Genomic DNA, 19,767 nt, shown 5'->3' with positions numbered 1-19,767 from the left:
ATAGCAGTTGATACATTGTTATCAATTTTATTTTGGGGCGAAATGCCGTCAGTTTTTGACGGCATTTCTTTTTATATTTATTATAGTTTTTGACACTAATTTGATTAATCTTCTTTTTATATTGCATTTCTAAAAATTTAACTTACATCATGTCACAAAAACGTCTTTTTCTTCTGGATGCTTTCGCTCTTATTTTTCGAGGGTACTATGCACTTATTAAAAACCCAAGAATTAACTCAAAGGGGCAGGATACATCTGCAGTTTTAGGTTTTGTAAATTCTTTATTTGATGTTATAAAAAGAGAAAAGCCTGATCATTTGGCTGTTGCATTTGACAAACAAGGAAGTAAAGATCGATTAGAAATTTTTCCTGAGTATAAAGCCAATCGCGATGAAACTCCTGAAGCCATTAAAATAGCTGTACCCATAATTCAGGAAATATTAAAAGCTATGCACATTCCAATTATAGAAAGAGCTGGTGTCGAAGCTGATGATTTAATTGGTACTATCGCCAAACAAGCTGAAAAAGAAGGATATCAAACCTATATGGTTACTCCTGATAAGGATTATGCACAATTAGTTTCTGAGAATATTTTTATGTATCGCCCTGCCAGAATGGGAAATGGAATCGAAATCTGGGGGATACCAGAGGTACAAAAGAGGTTTGAAATAGAACGACCAGAGCAAGTTATTGATTACCTCGGTATGATGGGGGATGCTGTTGATAATATCCCCGGACTACCAGGTGTTGGTGACAAGACTGCTAAAAAATTTCTTGCAGAATACGGTTCTATGGAAGGCTTATTAGCTAATACTGATAAGCTAAAAGGCAAAATGAAAGAAAAAGTAGAAGCAAATGCAGAATTAGGCCTTCTTTCTAAAAAACTTGCAACCATTATTTTAGATTGTGATGTAACCTTTAATGCCGATGATTATGAACTTACAAAACCTGATGCACAAAAAGTACATACGATTTTTGAAGAGTTAGAGTTTAGAAGACTTGCGGATCAATTTGTTAAGATTTTTTCGGGAGAAGCAACAACTACATCTGCCCAAACTGCAAGCAGTTCTGCTACAAAAAAGAAAACAACACAAGCTGGAGCAGGTCAATTTTCATTATTTGGCGAAGCCGAGGAATCTGGTGAAGCCGTTTCTTTCTCCAGTAGAAAAACAATTGCTAATACCGAGCATTTTTATCAAAGTATTGCTCCGGGAATGGCAATGAAATTATTCCTTCAAAATTTATTAAAACAAGAGAATGTTTGTTTTGATACTGAAACCACAGGTCTTAATCCATTAACCGCAGAATTGGTAGGGGTTGCTTTTTCCTGGGAAGCAGGAAAAGGTTTTTATATTCCTTTTCCCGAAGATCGTAACGAGGCACAAGAGCTGATCGAACAACTACGACCTTTTTTTGAAGCCGAACATATTACAAAAATTGGCCAGAATCTAAAATATGATATCAAAGTTCTAGCAAAATATAACATCGAAGTCAAAGGAACACTATTTGATACGATGCTGGCACATTATCTTATTAATCCTGATATGAGGCATAATATGGATGTGCTTGCCGAAACTTATCTTAATTACACCCCGGTTTCTATTACCGAATTAATCGGTAAAAAAGGTAAAAACCAGCTATCCTTCAGACAAGTACCAATTGACAAACAAACCGAATACGCCGTAGAAGATGCAGATATTACTTTTCAGCTAAAAGAACATTTTGCACCAGAACTTACCGAAGCTAAAACGGTTTCTTTGTTTAAGGATATTGAAATTCCGTTACTAAGAGTTCTAGCAGATATGGAAGTCGAAGGGATTAATCTGGATAAAGATTTTTTACAATCTCTTTCTGAAGAACTAGATAGCGATGTTAAAACTTTAGAGCAAAAGATTTATACAGCAGCTGGAGAAGAGTTTAATATTGCTTCACCAAAACAACTGGGTGTTATATTATTTGAAAAAATGAAATTGGTAGATAAACCCAAAAAGACAAAGACAGGGCAATATTCTACTGCAGAGGATGTATTATCTTACTTAGCAAAGGATCATGAGATTATTCAAGATATATTAGATTTTCGTGGTTTGTCTAAATTAAAAAGCACCTATGTTGATGCATTACCAGCACAGGTTGATGAAAATACCGGGCGTGTTCATACAGATTATATGCAGACAGTGGCTGCTACTGGACGTCTAAGTTCTAATAATCCTAATTTACAGAACATCCCTATTCGTACAGAAAGAGGAAGACAAGTAAGAAAAGCATTTGTTCCCAGAAATGAAGAACACACACTACTAGCGGCAGATTATTCTCAGATAGAATTAAGGATCATTGCTGCTTTAAGTAAAGAAGAGACCATGATTGAGGCTTTTAAAAATGGAGAAGATATCCACGCTTCGACAGCTGCAAAAGTGTTCAATGTTCCTATAGAAGATGTTAGCAGAGAGCAACGTGGTAATGCCAAAACGGTAAACTTTGGTATTATTTATGGTGTTTCGGCTTTTGGATTAAGTAATCAAACCAGTCTTTCGAGAAGTGAAGCCAAAGAATTAATCGATACGTATTACAAAACCTATCCAAAGCTACGTAACTATATGAGTGAGCAAGTAGATTTTGCTAGAGAAAATGGTTATGTACAAACAGTTTTAGGAAGACGCCGATATCTAAAAGACATTAACTCTGCTAATGCAATTGTTCGTGGTGCAGCAGAACGAAATGCAGTAAATGCTCCTATTCAAGGAAGTGCAGCTGATATTATCAAGATCGCAATGATCAATATTCATAAAAAACTGAAAGAAGGAAACTACAAGACCAAAATGTTACTTCAGGTTCATGATGAATTGGTATTTGATGTTTTTAAACCTGAATTAGAAACTATCAAAACCTTAATCAAAACCGAAATGGAAAATGCCTATACTTTAGAGGTGCCATTAGATGTGGATCTTGGATTAGGTAACAACTGGCTAGAAGCTCATTAAAAACAGTGTAGAAAATTCAAAATAAAACAAAGAATCCCTACAGGTATTGGCAACCTGTAGGGATTCTTTGTTTTACTTATTTTATTTTTCAAAAATCAATATTAGAGTAGCATCAACAAAAACCAAAGTATTACTATCATCTCTAGTCAATAAATCAATATCCATCGTTTTAGAAGTCATTTGATTATTTACCAATGTTAGCACTAAGGTTTTATCTACTTCGTCAAATGTATATGATAATGTTACAGTTTCATTTTCAAGCACAAAAGTTCCGGTTATACCTTCTGAAAAGCATTCTATATTTTGTGTTTCCATCCCATTGGTATCTGATTTCAACTCAAGAAAAGTAAGCTTTCCTTTAAATGTATTATCATCATTTAAAGTAAGAAAAGAGCTATCATGGCAATCGGTCTCTGATGTTTGATTCTCTGATGCTGTTCCGTCATTATTGATATCCGAAGCGGGATTAGTAGTATATGTAACTAATTTGTAAGTGCCAAATATCGGAAGCTTTACATCCCCAGAATCATCATTAGAAGAGCAGGATGCGAATAAAAGTCCAAATACAGCTAAAAAAAATAAAATTTTTAAGTTCATTTCAGCAAATATTAAAAGTTAAGCCGGTCAAAACTAAAGATCATTTCACCTATTGATTTTGACCTATTTCTTTATAAAAATCATAATAATTTAAAAAAGTAGGGATCACCGGTCCATTAAATGGATTGGGACCATTAAATAACACACAAACACCAATGTTATTATCTGGATCAATTAACAATTGTGTTTTATATTGATTTACATTGCCACCATGATACATTATTCTTCTGCCTCTATAATCCAAAACTCGCCAACCTTTTGCATAGTATGAATCTGTTACTCCATCCCACAGATTAACATAGGTATCTTCATCACTAGTACAAATAATAGGATTAAAAATATCACTCAAACTTTCTTTTGATATAACATCTGGACGATATCCCAACAATACCTTTAAATACTCTCCCATATCAGAGATTGACGCATTAATCCCTCCTGCAGCAGCTACATTATAATAATTTTTATGAATCTCTGTAACCCTGTATTTGTTTGAATAATGATTATATTTATGTGGTAAAGCTACATTATCATTCTTTTTTATTGCCGAATATGTACTTGATGCAGTACGCATCCCTGCCGGGTCAAATATTCTCTCCTTAAGAAGAGTTTCAAACGATTTTTCGGTTTGGTTTTCCATTATTTTTTCAATAACCGAAAATATTGCATTTTGATATTCATAATCAACGCCTTCTTTAGATACAACTCCTTTTCTTTTAAAATTTTTGATAATTTGTTCTAAAGACCATCCTTTTTGTATAAGCTTGGTATATGTATAAGGGTAAAGTCCTGTTGTATGTGATAATAAATGATTTACTTTAAGTCGATCTGCCTGTTCACTATTTCTTAAACTAAATGTTTTTACTGATTCTCTAACTTTTTGATCCCATTGTAATTCATCACGATCTACTAAATTTCCTGCCAAAACAGCTGTCACGCCCTTGGATAAGCTTGCGATTCTAAAGACTGTATTTACATCTACAGAATCTTGTGTATGAATTTCTTTTACCCCAAAGCCCTTTTTATAAATAACAGCATCACCTTTAACCACCACAACTGCTGCTCCAGGACATTCTGAAACATTAAAATTAGTAGCAAAAAACTTTTCATAGTGCTCTAAAAAGAAAGATATAGAGTCCTTTTTTGACACTTCTGGTTTCTCATCAAATACAACAACTCTTTCTTTAGGTTTTGAGGTAGTACAAGCCACTAAAAAAACCAGAGTTAATACAACATAAAAATACTTCATATTACGACATTCTATATTGTCGCAAAATACGTTTAATATTATTTATTGTATAAAAACTTTTTCAGAAACTTTACAATACAAAGCGATATGTTGCTTTGATTAAAAATGTGTTCTCTGGCTGCTGATTCAGAATCTGATTATCTAAACTTTTAAATAGGTCATCAGAAGCATTTCCATCTCCGGTAACACCTTGTGACCAAACTAAAAATATTTCAGAACCAGGAATATATTCCCAACGCAACACTAGATTAGAACGAAACTGAACAAATGCAAAATCAGGATTATCAATAGTATAATCTACATTACCATCTCTATCTTCATCTACAGAATACTCATCATCTGCAAACGAAATCTGATCCTGATCATACCATGTTACACGTTGGTTAAGATCTTTTGCAATTGGATTATTAACACTATTGAAATCTGTATACCTTCCTCGAGATATAAACGGTTGCCCATAATATTGAATCGTAAGGTTCGGATTAATACTATAATTTAATCGTATACTCGCACTTAGAGTTTGTTGATCAATGTTAGCGGTTATATATCTCGGCGTATCATTAAAATCGACATCGGTAACATATTGTGTTTTACTACGGCGTCGTACAAATTCTGGATTTATAGACATACTAAACGAATTAAATGGCTGATACCTAAGTCTTAACACGTATCTTTTGAAAGAAAAATTATTCTGCTTCGTCCATGAATTTACATGACCGACGGTAAAATTAAATTTCTTTCTTTGATCTGACCCAAAAAACAACACTCCTATATTTTCTTCAGAGAATCTCCAACGAGGACCACCACGCAGAACTGTATTGGTAAAAATTCGAGGTTTATGAATCATTTCTACCTCGGTCCACCAATTATTCTTATAATCAATATTTCCTCCTAAAACGTATTCAATACGATTATAGTTACCTTCGAAATCAAATGCTGATGATTGGTTAAATCTAAGATTAGCTCTTCTATAAAATTTGGTAGGTTTCAAAAAGAGATAACGAAGGTTTGCAAATTGTCTAATATCATCTGCTTGTCGTAAAAAACCGATATCATTTAATTCTAATTCTGGAGAACGCCAATAAATTCCTCCCCCATATCTCCAATTTCCGCCTCCGGATTTCCCTCCTCTAAGTTTACCACCAGTTCCGGTAAGTGAAGTACGATTAGGGTCTAAGTTTACATGATCTGCATCAATACGTTGAAAAAGATGTGTGAGTGAATTCTGAGTATTTTCGATAGCTTCTTCAGAACCTTCTACATGACTAGCTACGATATTACCTTCTACAAAATACTTTCTATCTTTCCAGTTATGTCTAAAATCTAATCCTGCTGTGTATGCAGATTTCCGAAGAAGATTAAGATTATTTTCTCTTGTTCCTGCTACTTCTGATGTTTCATCTGTATTTGGATCATCCTCATCTATATCAAAAGTGTCTCCAAGATTTCGATTCGTAGCTGTTATAATTCCGCCAATAAATGAGTTACGCTGATTAAAGTCCTTTTGTACCCTACCTACCATATAATTAGTTAATGGCTCTACAATAGCTTCTCTTTTATTTCCATTCTCATCTTCAATTTTGGCAATTTCTCTAGAAGTTACACTCTCCAAAATACCGATAGACCATCCATCTTTGGTTTTTCCGCTAAACTTTGCAGCTCCAAGAATTGTAGTATTAGTGGGCTTATCTATAAACTCATTATCAATTCCTGAAATTGACCCTTGCGGGCTTCTTCCAATTCTACGAGAATAAAATAAATTATCCTGGTTATTGGCAAAACGGTAATCAAAAATATTTTTATTTTCTACAAAAAAAGGTCGTTGTTCTCTAAAGAAAATCTGAAATCCATCTAATGCTATAGCTGCAGGATCAGCTTCGACCTGGCCAAAATCAGGATTTACAGTTAGATCCAAAGTTAGATCATTTGTGATTCCGATTTTTGCATCTAACCCTCCATTCAATTTAAAATCTTCACCATCTCTAAACGGGTTTCCTTTTTCCTCGGGATACGTATCAAATTGTGTTACTGCAAATGGCTGGATTTCTAATTGTTTTTGTGCTTCGATATTAATCAAACCATGTAATTCTCCAAATTCACTTACAAATCCAGAGGCATCTCTAGGGATACGTTGCCATACAGATCGTTCATCTTTTCGAAAAAGTAGTCTGTTTACTTGCAATCCCCATACCTGTTCTTTGCTTTTACCAAATTTCACCTGGCTTAAAGGAATTTTTATTTCTGCTGTCCACCCTTCATCATCTATATTACTTGCAGCATACCATATTGGATTCCAGCTACTATCCCAGTTATCACCATTTCGCGAAACAAACTCATCCCCTTTCACTCCAGCAGCAGTTATAGTAAAAGAAAAAGCAGTTCTTTTATCGTGATACGTATCCAGGATAAGTGTAATACGATCTCCTGCAAAACCATCTCTTCTTGATAGTCGTTTTTCTATTTTATCTGGTTCGGTATCATAACATCGATATGCTACGTATAGATATTTCTGATCATATACAATTTTGAATTTAGTTTCTTGACTTGGAGGTGTATTTTCATCAGGTTGATTTTCAATAAAATCACTAGTCCATTCTACTACATCCCAACCAGGTTCATCAATCAGACCATTAATTGTTGGTGTTTCGCCATTATTAAGTGGTTTTGTAGTATAAATTCGTTTTTTAACAGTACTAGTAGAATCTTGCGCAATGGCAATAATAGGAAACAAAAAGAGTACCAATAAATAGGCATAACATTTCATGATGATTAGAAGTTTGATGATTGATATAACTAAGATGACAGAAATTATTTTAGTTTGTCACACTTTATGCTGTTTTTTAGTAAAAAATTAACAAGAGAAGGTGATTACAGAGCACAAAACAAACAAGACAACTCCTTATTACATTAATATAGCTGAAAACCAATGAATCATACTTTAAAAATAATATCTACTACCTGTTTGCTATATAAATATATAATTGTACATTTGCACCCCTATTTTATATAGGAAAAGGAATGTTTAATTAAGTAAAAATAATTAGTGTGGACACATTAAGTTACAAAACAGTATCTGCCAACAAAGCTACCGTTACAAAAGAATGGTTGCATGTAGATGCTGAAGGACAGACTTTAGGGCGTCTTTCTTCTGTAGTTGCATTACTACTAAGAGGAAAACACAAGCCTAACTTTACCCCACACGTTGATTGCGGTGATAATGTTATCATTACCAATGCCGAGAAAATCAACTTAACAGGAAAAAAGTGGACAGATAAATCGTATATCCGTCACACTGGATACCCTGGAGGGCAAAGAAGTCTTACTGCTCAGGAATTGTATGACAAAAATCCAGAGCGTTTAATTGAAAAAGCGGTAAAAGGAATGTTACCTAAGAACAAATTAGGTGCAGTTTTATTCCGTAATTTAAAGGTATATGCAGGAGCAGACCACAGTCAGGAAGCTCAGCAACCTAAAACTGTTAACTTAAACGAATTTAAGTAATGGAAGTTATTCACAAAATTGGTCGTAGAAAAACGGCTGTAGCCAGAGTATATCTTAAAGAAGGTTCTGGAAAGATCGTGGTAAACAAAAAAGATTTAAATGATTATTTCCCTACTGCTACATTGCAGTACAAAGTAAACCAACCATTGGTTTTAACAGGAAATGATGGAAAATTTGACATCTTAGTAAATGTTTACGGTGGCGGTATCACAGGACAAGCTGAAGCAATACGTTTAGCAATATCAAGAGCAATGTGTACTTTTGATACAGATGAAGCTGAAGAAACAGAAGACGGAAGAGCAACAGGAAACAGAGGTATTCTTAAGCCAGAAGGTTTATTGACCAGAGATCCAAGAATGGTAGAACGTAAGAAATTCGGTCAGAAGAAAGCTCGTAAGAAATTCCAGTTCTCTAAACGTTAATTTATTAAAACAGTATTTGTTGTTACCTCAATTCATGAGGGGTTAGTTTAGCATCTAAATGCACAAGGTCGTACAAAAAGTAGTCACTTGAGCATTGCTAATTCAACAGAACGTAAACTATTACAAAAATGGCAAACAATATCGAAGTAAAAGAATTACTTGATGCAGGTGTACACTTTGGTCACCTTACAAGAAGATGGGACCCAAATATGGCACCATATATTTATATGGAGCGTAATGGTATTCACATCATTAACTTATATAAAACTGCTGCAAAAATCGATGAAGCTGGTGAGGCTTTAAAAAAGATAGCAGCGTCCGGCAGAAAAATCCTTTTTGTTGCGACTAAAAAACAAGCTAAAGAAATCGTAGCCGAAAAAGCAAGTAAAGCTAATCAGCCATATATTACAGAAAGATGGCCTGGTGGTATGCTTACTAACTTCGTTACTATTCGTAAAGCAGTCAAAAAAATGGCTTCTATCGATAGAATGAAGAAAGACGGTACCTTTAACACACTATCTAAAAAAGAACGTTTACAAGTAGATCGTTTAAGAGCAAAATTAGAAAAGAACTTAGGTTCTATTTCTGATATGACTCGTCTACCTGGGGCATTATTTGTTGTAGATATTACTCGCGAACATATCGCAGTAAAAGAAGCTCAGAAATTAAACATTCCAATTTTCGCAATGGTTGATACCAACTCTGATCCACGTCAGGTACAGTATGTAATCCCTGCAAATGATGATGCTTCTAAATCTATAGACAAAGTTATGACTTATGTAAGTGATGCTGTTATAGAAGGCTTAAGCGAAAGAAAAGCAACAAAAGAAGCACCTAAAAAAGATGCTCCTAAAAAAGATGCAAAAGCTGAAGCTCCGGCAAAAGCCGAAGCAACCGCAAAGGTTGAAGCTCCTGCAAAAGTCGAAACACCTGCAAAGGTTGAAGCTACAGTAGAAGCCCCAACAACTGAAGCTGCAAAGCAAGAAGAAGAATAAACAAATAGATATACAATCTATTAAAATTCGAAGTTAAACTTTTGTCTCTACGATAAAACTTAACTTTAATATAAAATTGATAAGTCGTTTGGTTCTTTACTTTTGCAGTACTAACTAAACGACTTGTTTTTTATACAAACAATACATTTTACACATTAAATATTTAAAGATATGGCAAATATTACAGCAGCCGAAGTAAGTAAATTGCGTAAAGCTACAGGTGCCGGAATGATGGACTGCAAAAAAGCCCTTGTTGAGGCCGAAGGAGATTTTGACAAAGCTATCAAGGTCCTTAGAGAAAAAGGACAAAAAATTGCTGATAAAAGAGCAGATAGAGAATCTGCCGAAGGTGCCGTTATTGCAAAAGTTAATGACGCAAAAAACAAAGGAGTAATCGTTTCTCTTAACTGCGAAACTGATTTCGTAGGAAAAAATGATTCTTTTGTTTCTTTAGCACGAGAATTAGCCGAACTAGCACTTAGCACTTCTTCTAAAGAAGAATTTTTAGCTGCAAATTTTAATGGTATGACTGTTCAGGAAAAACTTACTGAGCAAACTGGTGTTATTGGAGAAAAAATCGAAATAGGAGATTTTAAAGTATTAGAGGCTCCTTTTGTAGGATCTTATATCCACGGTAATAAAATTGGTGCTTTAACCGGTTTATCCACCGAAATAGATAGTGCAGAAACACTTGCAAAAGATATCTCTATGCAAGTAGCTTCTATGGGAGCAACTACATTATCTTACAAAGATTTTGATCCAGAATATGTTGCTTCAGAAACTCAAGCAAGAATTGCTGCAATCGAAAAAGAGAATATTGAACTTGGTCGATTAGGGAAAACGTTGAAAAATATCCCTCAATTTATTTCAAGATCTCAATTGACTGATGATGTAATTGCACAAGCAGAAGAAAAGTTGAAAGAAGAACTTAAAGCAGAAGGTAAACCTGAGCAAATCTGGGATAGAATTCTTCCTGGAAAATTAGAAAGATTTATTTCTGATAATACTACACTAGATCAAGAACAATGTCTTCTTGACCAAAATTTCATTAAAGATGAAAAGAAAAGTGTTGCTGATTATGTAAAAACACTTGGTGATGTATCTGTAGTAGCTTTCGAAAGAGTAGCTTTAGGTTAATCCAAAAATCACATAGTATTCAGACTTATCTGAAAAAATAAAAACCGCTTCTATTACAGAAGCGGTTTTTTATTCATCATTTTCAAAATATTTTCTTTCTGGTTCTTAACGTTTATAAGTTTTGAATTTCTTCAAAAACTTACCCCCAATACAGACTAACTCCCCAATCAGCCTATAATACACTAATACCTATATGGCATTAGTACACTAAAAAACGTTTTATCTCCTTTCTAAAAATATTTATCATCCCCCAACACCTTTTTTGTTTTCCTTGATGCAAACCTATAACATAATTCAACACCAATCAATACCTTGTACAGGGGAAAACCACCCTTTTTTAAATAGTTTTTAAACTCTAATGTTTAACAATTTAACTTAAAAATCCACCTTTATAATCCAAACTATTTTCTAAATTAAGAATATCGCTATATTTGCACCACAGTTAAATCTCATAATGGAATATAAAAGAATATTACTTAAATTATCTGGCGAAGCTTTAATGGGTGATCGTCAATATGGAATTGATCCTAAAAGATTGGCAGAATATGCCTATGAAATCAAACAAATCACAGAAAAAGGTGTACAAGTTGCTATTGTGATCGGAGGAGGTAATATTTTTAGAGGTGTCGCAGGTGCCAGTAAAGGAATGGATAGGGTTCAAGCGGACCACATGGGTATGCTTGCAACCGTTATTAATGGATTAGCCCTGCAGAGTGCTCTTGAAGATGCCGAAATACCTACTCGACTACAGTCTGCAGTAAAGATTAATGAAGTAGCAGAACCGTTTATACGCCGAAGAGCAATGCGTCATCTTGAAAAAGGAAGAGTTGTAATATTTGGTGGAGGAACAGGAAATCCTTATTTCACTACTGATTCTGCTGCAGTACTTAGAGCTATAGAAATTAATGCAGATGTTATTCTAAAGGGCACAAGAGTAGATGGAATATACACCTCTGATCCAGAAAAAAATGCTGATGCAACAAAATTTGATTTCATATCATTTGATGATGTTTTACGTAAAGGTCTGAAAGTTATGGATACAACAGCATTTACATTAAGTCAGGAAAATGAATTACCTATTATAGTCTTTGACATGAATAAAGCTGGAAATTTACTAAGAGTAGTTTCTGGCGAATCCATAGGTACTCAAGTAAACCTTTAATCATATTGGCTTATTTTTTGATTAGTCAGAAGAAAAGAACTAAAACATGAACGAAGAAATAGATTTTATTATAGATTCGACCAAAGAGTCAATGCAAGCAGCAATTACTCATTTAGAAAAAAAATTACTCAATATTAGAGCTGGTAAAGCATCTCCTGCCATGTTAGGTAGTGTTATGGTAGAATACTATGGCTCTCCTACCCCATTAAACCAAGTAGGAAATGTATCCACTCCTGATGCAAGAACTATTACAATTCAACCTTTTGATAAATCTGTAATCCCTGAGATTGAGAAAGGTATTCAGATAGCTAATTTAGGGTTTAATCCAATGAATAATGGCGAAAGCGTTATCATAAGCGTCCCTCCTCTTACAGAAGAACGTCGTAAAGATCTTGCAAAACAAGCAAAAGCTGAGGCAGAAGATTCTAAAGTTGGTATACGTAATGATCGTAAAAATGCCAATAATGAGATTAAAAAATTAGAAAAAGATGGATTGTCAGAAGACTTGGCAAAAAATACAGAAGTAGACATTCAAGCATTAACAGATACATATATTAAAAAGGTTGATGAGATGCTTAGTCATAAAGAAAAAGAAATTATGACAGTTTAACATTTCTAATGTATAGAAATTATAAATAAAGCGTTTTCTAATTAGAAACGCTTTTTTTGTATCTTCGTCATTTTTGAACCTATTTGGTATAATGCAGAACAAATTTTTTTGTTTATTATTTTTTGTACACTTTGTCTTAATTTCTCAAGTTAGTATTAACGGTATTGTCATTGATGAAAGTTCTAATCAACCCTTACCTTTTGCCACTATAAAAACCAGTAGTTCTTCATACGCTTTAACTTCTGTTAAGGGTGATTTTGTCATACGATGTAGTACTTACCCTGTTAGCCTTACTATAAGTTATCTAGGGTACCAAACAAAGACTGTTTTAATTACATCCAGTAATTCAGAAAAAATAGAAATACGACTTACTACTAAAGAAGAAAATCTTGAGACAGTAAAGCTCGATACTCCCGAGAACATTGCAACTCAAATTATTGTAGAGGCAATACGTAGGAAAAACAAAAATAACCCCAAGAAGTTATTACGTAGTTTTAGCTATAAAAGTTACAATAAATTAAAAATCACAGAAGATAATCAGGCTCAATTGAATACCCCAGACACTACTAGTGTCGATATGGAGCATCTATTTAACAAAGCTCATTCTTTCCTTTCAGAGAAGATAAGTTTACATCAATTTAGAAAAAATGCTGGCGAAAAAGAAACAGTTTTAGCGACTCGAATGAGTGGTTTTAAAGAACCTATCTATAATGTGTTAGGGATCAAAATACAATCCAACTCTCTTTACAATGAAGATTATACAATTTTCAACAACAAATACATAGGACCATTATCAAACAGAGCTCTTAGAAATTACTATTATAAAGTCCTGGATACTGTACAGGGCAAAAATCCAGCTTTTGCTATTCTTTTTCAACCTCGTAAGTCTAAAAATTATGCGAGTTTAGAAGGCGTACTATACATAGACACAAAAACATTTGCAATTCAAAAAGCTATTATAGAGCTGCGAGGTGAACTTAATGTGATGGCAACTCATAGTTTTAAATACTTCTCTGAACAAAAAAGCTGGTTTCCAACCAAACAAGACATCGCAATAAGACCAGGAAATGGAAGACAAAAAGTGAGTTTATTTGGAGGGCAAATCTCTGTAGGAAGATTAGGGAATGATAAAAAAAGTTTTTCTGGAAATAATGATTTTTTAGTTTCTACAACAGACTTATTTGATATCAAATTAGATTCCACTCAAAACATTAAACAAAATCAAGCAGCGATAAGGATAGATCCCGAAGCCAATAACAGACCCGAGTCATATTGGAATCAATATCGCACCAGTGCAATTACAGAAAAAGACCTAAACTCGTTTCATGTTATAGATAGTATTGTAAAAGCACAAAACATTGAACGTAGAATTGATGTTATCCAAAGTTTTAATATTGGATATTACCCTGTAGGGTTTTTCAATTTTGATCTCACTTATCCTATAAAATATAATAATTATGAAGGATTACGATTAGGAGTTGGTGGCTTAACAAATACAAAATTCTCTAATCAATTTAGACTAGAAGGGTATTTTGTCTATGGTTTTAGAGATTCAAAATCTAAATATGGTATAGGGGGAGGTTTATTGGTCAATAAAAAATCAAACTCATGGTTTAATTTTAATTATACCGATGATATTAGAGAAGTAGGTAGTTTTCTCTATCTTACAGATAGAAGGGTATATTCTTTATTCGAGCCACGTTTAGTAAATATAGATTTCTATTACAAACACAGAACATGGAGTGCTAGTTTACAGCAACAGATATTTCCTAAACTGCTTTCAGAAACTCAATTTTCTATGAGCAATATAAATCAAACAGGAGGGTATCAATATCTAAATGACGGTAATCTATTTTCGGGATATAAAACAGCAGAAGCTACAATTGCATTGAGATGGAGTCCATTTAGTAAATTTCTAAAAACACCTAATAGGTATAAAGAAATTCATGATGGATATCCAAAAATCACAGCACAATATACGCAAGGTTTTAAGGGCGTATTTGATAGTAATTTCTCTTACAGTAAAATAGGACTAAAAGCAGAATATATTATTAGCCGTATTAATCAATCTAAAACGAGTATTTTATTTGAAGCAGATATTGCCACTGGAGATATCCCACTTACACATTTGTACCATGCTTATCCCAATGCGCCAACCAAAGAAACAGTACTTCAACGATTTTCTGTAGCTGGCAGAAGAACCTTTGAAACCATGTATTTTGGTGAGTTTTTTAATGATAGATTGACAACATTACAAATTAAACATAGAATTAAACCCGTAAAAGTGACGAATTGGTTTAAACCAGAACTCGTTTTTATAACTCGTTATGCAATCGGAGATGTAAGTAATCTTGAAAATCATCAAGGGGTAAATTTTTCATCTTTGCAACATGGCTATCAAGAATCCGGATTTGAAATCAACAAATTATTTGCTGGCTTTGGGCTTAGTTTTGCATATCGCTATGGAGCCTATCATCTTCCTCGTTTTGAGGATAATATTTCGGGCAAGTTTACTTTTTACCTAAAACTATAATCATTATACAATAAATCATTTTCTTTTCAGAAATACATAAATAATAATTCCCCAATCCTTACATTTGCAGCAGGAAAATAAAGGATGGCAAAATTATTCAGTTTCGGGTTTTGGAATGCACTGGCTGGAATTATACTTCGTAATAGAGCGATAATATTTCTAGCAATAATAGGAATTACAATTTTTTTAGGTTTTCAGTGGAAAAACATGAAGTTTTCTCACTCAGAGGCGAATCTACTCCCCGATGATCATGAGGTAAATATATTATATCAAAAATTCCTTCAAAAATTTGGAGAAGAAGGCAATCTAATTGTAATGGCTGTCAAAGACAGTACACTTTTTACTTCTAAAAAACTGAAGGCTTGGAATGATTTTAATAATTCGTTCAAAAAATATGAAGAAATTGATCTGGTTGTTTCTATTGCCGATCTTAAAACTTTAAAAAAAGAAGATAACCCTGCACGATTTGAGTTAGTCCCTTTTATTAAAGATTCTAGCTATACCGAAAAACAGGTATCTAAATACGAACACGAGTTATTTAATAAGTTACCATTTTATGAAGGTCTTGTATACAGCAAGAAATCAAAAACTATCCAAAGTGCACTATATCTAAAAAAGGATATTGTAAACACCAAAAAGCGAAAAAAGTTTATTGAAGAAGTGTTACTCCCTTCTGTTTTAGCTTTTGAGAAAGAGTATAACATGGATGTAAAAGTATCTGGTATGCCATATATCAGAACTTTGAATTCTCAAAACATAATGGATGAAATAGAAATCTTCATTCTTGCAGCTTTACTGGTTACTTCATTGATTTTCTTTTTCTTTTTTAGATCCTTAAGGGCCACTTTTATATCCATGACTGCTGTAATTATTGGAGTAATGTGGGCTTTTGGAATTTTAGGGCTTTTAGAATATGAAATAACTGTACTTACGGCCATTATTCCTCCATTAGTGATTGTAATTGGTATTCCTAATTGTATTTTCTTAATCAACAAATACCAACAAGAAATAAAAAAACATGGAAATAAAGCAAAATCCCTTCAACGGGTAATTACCAAAGTAGGTAATGCTACATTAATGACTAATGTAACTACCGCTTCGGGATTTGCAACCTTTGCCTTAACCGAAAGTAAATTACTTAAAGAGTTTGGTATTGTTGCCTCATTAAATATAATTGCTCTATTTATACTTTGTCTTCTGGTCATCACCATCATTTATAGCTATATGCCCCAACCAAAAGAAAGACACTTAAAACATCTGGGCAAAGGATGGATTGAGAAGTTAATGGATTGGATGGAAAAAATGGTAAAAACCAGAAGGGTAACAATTTATTTTTCTTCTGTCATTATTTTAATCGTTAGTATTATTGGTATTTACACCATAAAAGTTTCTGGAAGTCTATTAGAAGATATGCCAAAATCTGCTGGATTTTATAAGGATATTGAATTTTTTGAAGAAGAATTTGATGGTGTTATGCCTTTAGAGATATTAGTAGATACTAAGAGAAAACAAGGAGTATTAAAATTATCTACATTAAAACGGATGGAAAAACTTCAGGAACTTCTCGAAGAAACTCCTGAGTTATCAAAACCTATTTCTATTGTTAACCTTGTTAAATACTCTAAACAAGCTTTCTATAATGGAAATCCAAAATATTATCAAATACCGACAAGCCAGGAACGAAATTTTATTTTACCATACGCCAAAAGTTTTGAGTCTAAAGTTGGAATAATGAATAGCTATGTGGATTCTACCGGCCAATATGCAAGAATCACTACCTTCATGAAAGATGTAGGGACAGAAGAAATGGAGCGTATAGAAGCGACTCTAAAACCACAGTTAGAGAAAATTTTCCCTAAAGAAAGATACGATGTTTCTTTTACCGGTAAGGCGCTTATTTTTCAGAAAGGAACCAAATACCTGGTATGGAACTTATCTCTTTCTCTGGGGCTTGCAGTAATTCTGATTGCCCTTTTTATGGCCTGGATGTTTCGATCCTGGAAAATGATTGTCATATCTCTGATTCCAAATTTATTACCATTACTTATGACTGCGGGTCTTATGGGATATCTTGGAGTACCAATAAAACCTTCTACAATATTAGTTTTTAGCATTGCATTTGGTATCTCTGTAGATGACACCATACATTTCCTTGCAAAATACCGACAAGAATTAAAATCAAATCATTGGAGAATTAGAAAATCTGTTCTTGCTTCATTGCGAGAAACAGGTGTGAGTATGTTTTATACCTCAACCGTTTTATTTTTTGGTTTTTCTGTATTCATGATATCTAGCTTTGGAGGAACCAAGGCACTTGGAGGTCTGGTATCAACAACCTTATTATTTGCCATGCTAGCAAATCTTTTATTACTTCCATCTCTATTACTTTCGTTAGAACGAAGTATTGCAAATAAGAAAACTCTTAAAGAGCCTACCCTGAAAATCATTCCTAATGATGAAGAACTTGAAGAAACTCAAGACGAGGAAGAATAAAGGAAATAAAGCACAAAGAATACGTAATATCTTCATAAAAAAAGCCCCGCTAGAAACTAGCGGGACTTCTGTAAGATAGATTACCCCAAAACCTATCGAACTAAACTTAACGTAAACACAATCGTCATAATTGCATATGCAAGATACTGCCCCTTTTTATATTTTGAAATACCTAATAGGGGGGAAAAATCCCCTTTTTATACAAACAACATAAACTTTAACACTATTTAAACAAGTAAAATTTAACAAAACAGTATTTAAGTTACTGATTTGCAGTATATTAAATATTAATAAAAACTTCCTTCTTTTACGGTATTTTATCAAAAAAACTCTAAAAAACATCTGTTTTTCAATCGAAAACATACCTATTTACGGTTTTTACGTAGAATAATATTTCCGAAAAACGTCAGATTTTGGTATTTTGATTATACTAGGTTGCCGGTCCAAAAAAGAACATCAAAATATATTTTGATTACTATACCTTTTTTGGATTCATAAGATTATGCTTCAATCGGATTAAAAAATTATCTTTGCTACCTCAAAATTCAAACATCTTTGGTTTTACGCCTACCAATTCTATTAGTAGATATAAGATCAAAAACAAATAATATTTAAAAAACAGATGAAACATACTAAAATAATAGAGGTACTACAAAGTGATAAGCTATTACAGCCCGTACTTGTTAAAGGCTGGGTTCGTTCTTTTAGAAATGATCGTTTTATAGCGGTTAATGATGGATCAACTATTAATAATATTCAGTGTGTTTTAGAAGATAATACAATCGACGCTGCTGTCCAAAGCAGGATAAATGTTGGGGCAGCAATTGCGATAACCGGTACTCTTACAGAAAGTCAAGGAAAAGGACAGCGTGTAGAGATCCAGATATCTAATGTAGAAATCGAAGGAGATGCTGATCCGGAAGAATTAAAACTTACTATCTTATCTCCAAAACGACATACACTAGAAAAATTACGTGAGCAAGCTCACCTAAGAGTTCGTACCAATACCTTTGGAGCCATCATGAGAGTGCGCTCAAAATTATCTTTTGCAATACATGAATATTTTCAAAAGAATGATTTTTACTACGTACATACACCAGTAATTACAAAAAGTGATGCCGAGGGTGCTGGAGAAGCATTTAAGGTAACCAATATGGATCTTAATAAGATTCCGAAAAATGAGAATGGCGAGGTTGATTATAAAGAAGATTTTTTTGGTGGTGAAACAAACCTAACCGTTTCTGGCCAATTAGAAGCTGAGACTTATGCTATGGGATTAGGCCAGGTGTATACTTTTGGTCCTACTTTTAGAGCTGAAAACTCAAATACATCCCGGCATCTTGCAGAATTCTGGATGGTAGAACCAGAAGTTGCTTTCTGTGACCTGGATGGCAATATGGATTTGGCAGAAGATTTTATTAAATACGTAATCCAATTTGTTTTGGATAACTGTCAAGATGATCTTGAGTTTTTAGAAAATCGTCTGGTACAAGAAGATAAGCAAAAGCCTCAGGCAGAACGTGCCGAAATGTTATTACGAGATAAGTTAAAGTTTATATTAGAAAACAATTTTAAACGAGTAAGTTATACCGAAGCCATTGACATTCTTAAAAATTCTAAACCCAATAAAAAGAAGAAATTTAAATTTCCTATTGATGGATGGGGTGCTGATTTACAAAGTGAGCACGAAAGATTTCTTGTCGAAAAGCATTTTAAATGCCCTGTGATTTTATTTGATTATCCTGCAGATATTAAATCGTTCTATATGCGACTTAATGAAGATGGAAAAACGGTAAGAGCTATGGATATCTTATTTCCTGGTATTGGAGAAATTGTAGGTGGTTCTCAACGTGAAGAGCGTTTGGATGTTCTTAAAGAAAAAATGGCTGCTCTTAATATTCCTGAAGAAGAATTATGGTGGTACTTAGATACTCGTCGTTTTGGTACGTGTACACATAGTGGTTTTGGACTTGGGTTTGAGCGTCTTGTTCTTTTTGTAACAGGAATGGGTAATATTCGTGATGTAATCCCTTATCCAAGAACTCCTCTTAATGCAGAGTTTTAATCTTCCTGCTATTTATTAAAGATTAAAA

Annotated in this window: 13 protein-coding genes; 10 read left to right on the top strand and 3 right to left on the bottom strand. The window is 33.6% G+C overall.

What is annotated here, in order from left to right; all coding sequences use genetic code 11:
- The first annotated feature begins 149 nt into the window (after positions 1-149).
- Positions 150-2,978: a DNA polymerase I gene (gene polA / locus Z054_RS0122645; protein ID WP_035093134.1), complete on the top strand. Its 2,829-nt coding sequence runs from the start codon at positions 150-152 to the stop codon at positions 2,976-2,978.
- Positions 2,979-3,059: 81 nt separating this feature from the next.
- Here polA and Z054_RS0122640 read toward each other — a convergent pair whose 3' ends face one another.
- The 3 genes from Z054_RS0122640 to Z054_RS0122630 form a co-directional block, all read right to left on the bottom strand.
- A complete protein-coding gene (locus Z054_RS0122640; RefSeq protein WP_024772312.1) occupies positions 3,060-3,575 on the bottom strand; it encodes a hypothetical protein in 516 nt (171 codons plus the stop codon).
- Positions 3,576-3,624: 49 nt separating this feature from the next.
- On the bottom strand, positions 3,625-4,821 hold the full coding sequence (locus tag Z054_RS0122635) for a serine hydrolase domain-containing protein (RefSeq protein WP_024772311.1): 1,197 nt from the start codon (positions 4,819-4,821) through the stop codon (positions 3,625-3,627).
- 70 nt (positions 4,822-4,891) lie between these two features.
- On the bottom strand, positions 4,892-7,585 hold the full coding sequence (locus tag Z054_RS0122630) for a DUF5916 domain-containing protein (RefSeq protein ID WP_024772310.1): 2,694 nt from the start codon (positions 7,583-7,585) through the stop codon (positions 4,892-4,894).
- Positions 7,586-7,866: 281 nt separating this feature from the next.
- Here Z054_RS0122630 and rplM point away from each other — a divergent pair, with 281 nt between their 5' ends.
- The 9 genes from rplM (at position 7,867) to asnS (ending at position 19,739) form a co-directional block, all read left to right on the top strand.
- Entirely contained in the window at positions 7,867-8,322 is a 456-nt protein-coding gene (gene rplM / locus Z054_RS0122625; protein ID WP_024772309.1) for a 50S ribosomal protein L13, read from the top strand.
- Entirely contained in the window at positions 8,322-8,744 is a 423-nt protein-coding gene (gene rpsI, locus Z054_RS0122620; protein WP_024772308.1) for a 30S ribosomal protein S9, read from the top strand. The genes rplM and rpsI overlap by 1 nt, the downstream gene beginning before the upstream one ends.
- Positions 8,745-8,872: 128 nt before the next feature.
- Entirely contained in the window at positions 8,873-9,739 is an 867-nt protein-coding gene (rpsB, locus tag Z054_RS0122615; protein WP_024772307.1) for a 30S ribosomal protein S2, read from the top strand.
- A gap of 171 nt (positions 9,740-9,910) precedes the next feature.
- Positions 9,911-10,876: a translation elongation factor Ts gene (gene tsf / locus Z054_RS0122610; protein ID WP_024772306.1), complete on the top strand. Its 966-nt coding sequence runs from the start codon at positions 9,911-9,913 to the stop codon at positions 10,874-10,876.
- Positions 10,877-11,330: 454 nt separating this feature from the next.
- Positions 11,331-12,038 (top strand): UMP kinase, encoded by a 708-nt coding sequence (pyrH, locus tag Z054_RS0122605; protein ID WP_024772305.1) that lies wholly within the window; start codon positions 11,331-11,333, stop codon positions 12,036-12,038.
- Positions 12,039-12,084: 46 nt separating this feature from the next.
- A complete protein-coding gene (gene frr, locus Z054_RS0122600) occupies positions 12,085-12,648 on the top strand; it encodes a ribosome recycling factor (protein ID WP_024772304.1) in 564 nt (187 codons plus the stop codon).
- A 91-nt stretch (positions 12,649-12,739) separates the two neighbouring features.
- Entirely contained in the window at positions 12,740-15,181 is a 2,442-nt protein-coding gene (locus Z054_RS0122595) for a DUF5686 family protein (RefSeq protein WP_024772303.1), read from the top strand.
- 84 nt (positions 15,182-15,265) lie between these two features.
- On the top strand, positions 15,266-17,674 hold the full coding sequence (locus Z054_RS0122590) for an efflux RND transporter permease subunit (protein WP_024772302.1): 2,409 nt from the start codon (positions 15,266-15,268) through the stop codon (positions 17,672-17,674).
- Between the two features lie 622 nt (positions 17,675-18,296).
- A complete protein-coding gene (gene asnS, locus Z054_RS0122585; RefSeq protein WP_024772301.1) occupies positions 18,297-19,739 on the top strand; it encodes an asparagine--tRNA ligase in 1,443 nt (480 codons plus the stop codon).
- Positions 19,740-19,767: the final 28 nt, after the last annotated feature.

This window comes from Aquimarina macrocephali JAMB N27, from assembly GCF_000520995.1.
Classification (GTDB): domain Bacteria; phylum Bacteroidota; class Bacteroidia; order Flavobacteriales; family Flavobacteriaceae; genus Aquimarina; species Aquimarina macrocephali.
The sequence above is the reverse complement of the archived record's forward strand: the minus strand, read 5'-3'. Positions and strand labels throughout refer to the sequence as shown.

Bases quoted from the DNA above. Each gene is read 5' to 3' on its own strand.
- polA (WP_035093134.1), top strand. From the start codon at position 150: ATGTCACAAAAACGTCTTTTTCTTCTGGATGCTTTCGCTCTTATTTTT.
- Z054_RS0122640 (WP_024772312.1), bottom strand. From the start codon at position 3,575: ATGAACTTAAAAATTTTATTTTTTTTAGCTGTATTTGGACTTTTATTC.
- Z054_RS0122635 (WP_024772311.1), bottom strand. From the start codon at position 4,821: ATGAAGTATTTTTATGTTGTATTAACTCTGGTTTTTTTAGTGGCTTGT.
- Z054_RS0122630 (WP_024772310.1), bottom strand. From the start codon at position 7,585: ATGAAATGTTATGCCTATTTATTGGTACTCTTTTTGTTTCCTATTATT.
- rpsI (WP_024772308.1), top strand. From the start codon at position 8,322: ATGGAAGTTATTCACAAAATTGGTCGTAGAAAAACGGCTGTAGCCAGA.
- rpsB (WP_024772307.1), top strand. From the start codon at position 8,873: ATGGCAAACAATATCGAAGTAAAAGAATTACTTGATGCAGGTGTACAC.
- tsf (WP_024772306.1), top strand. From the start codon at position 9,911: ATGGCAAATATTACAGCAGCCGAAGTAAGTAAATTGCGTAAAGCTACA.
- pyrH (WP_024772305.1), top strand. From the start codon at position 11,331: ATGGAATATAAAAGAATATTACTTAAATTATCTGGCGAAGCTTTAATG.
- frr (WP_024772304.1), top strand. From the start codon at position 12,085: ATGAACGAAGAAATAGATTTTATTATAGATTCGACCAAAGAGTCAATG.
- Z054_RS0122595 (WP_024772303.1), top strand. From the start codon at position 12,740: ATGCAGAACAAATTTTTTTGTTTATTATTTTTTGTACACTTTGTCTTA.
- Z054_RS0122590 (WP_024772302.1), top strand. From the start codon at position 15,266: ATGGCAAAATTATTCAGTTTCGGGTTTTGGAATGCACTGGCTGGAATT.
- asnS (WP_024772301.1), top strand. From the start codon at position 18,297: ATGAAACATACTAAAATAATAGAGGTACTACAAAGTGATAAGCTATTA.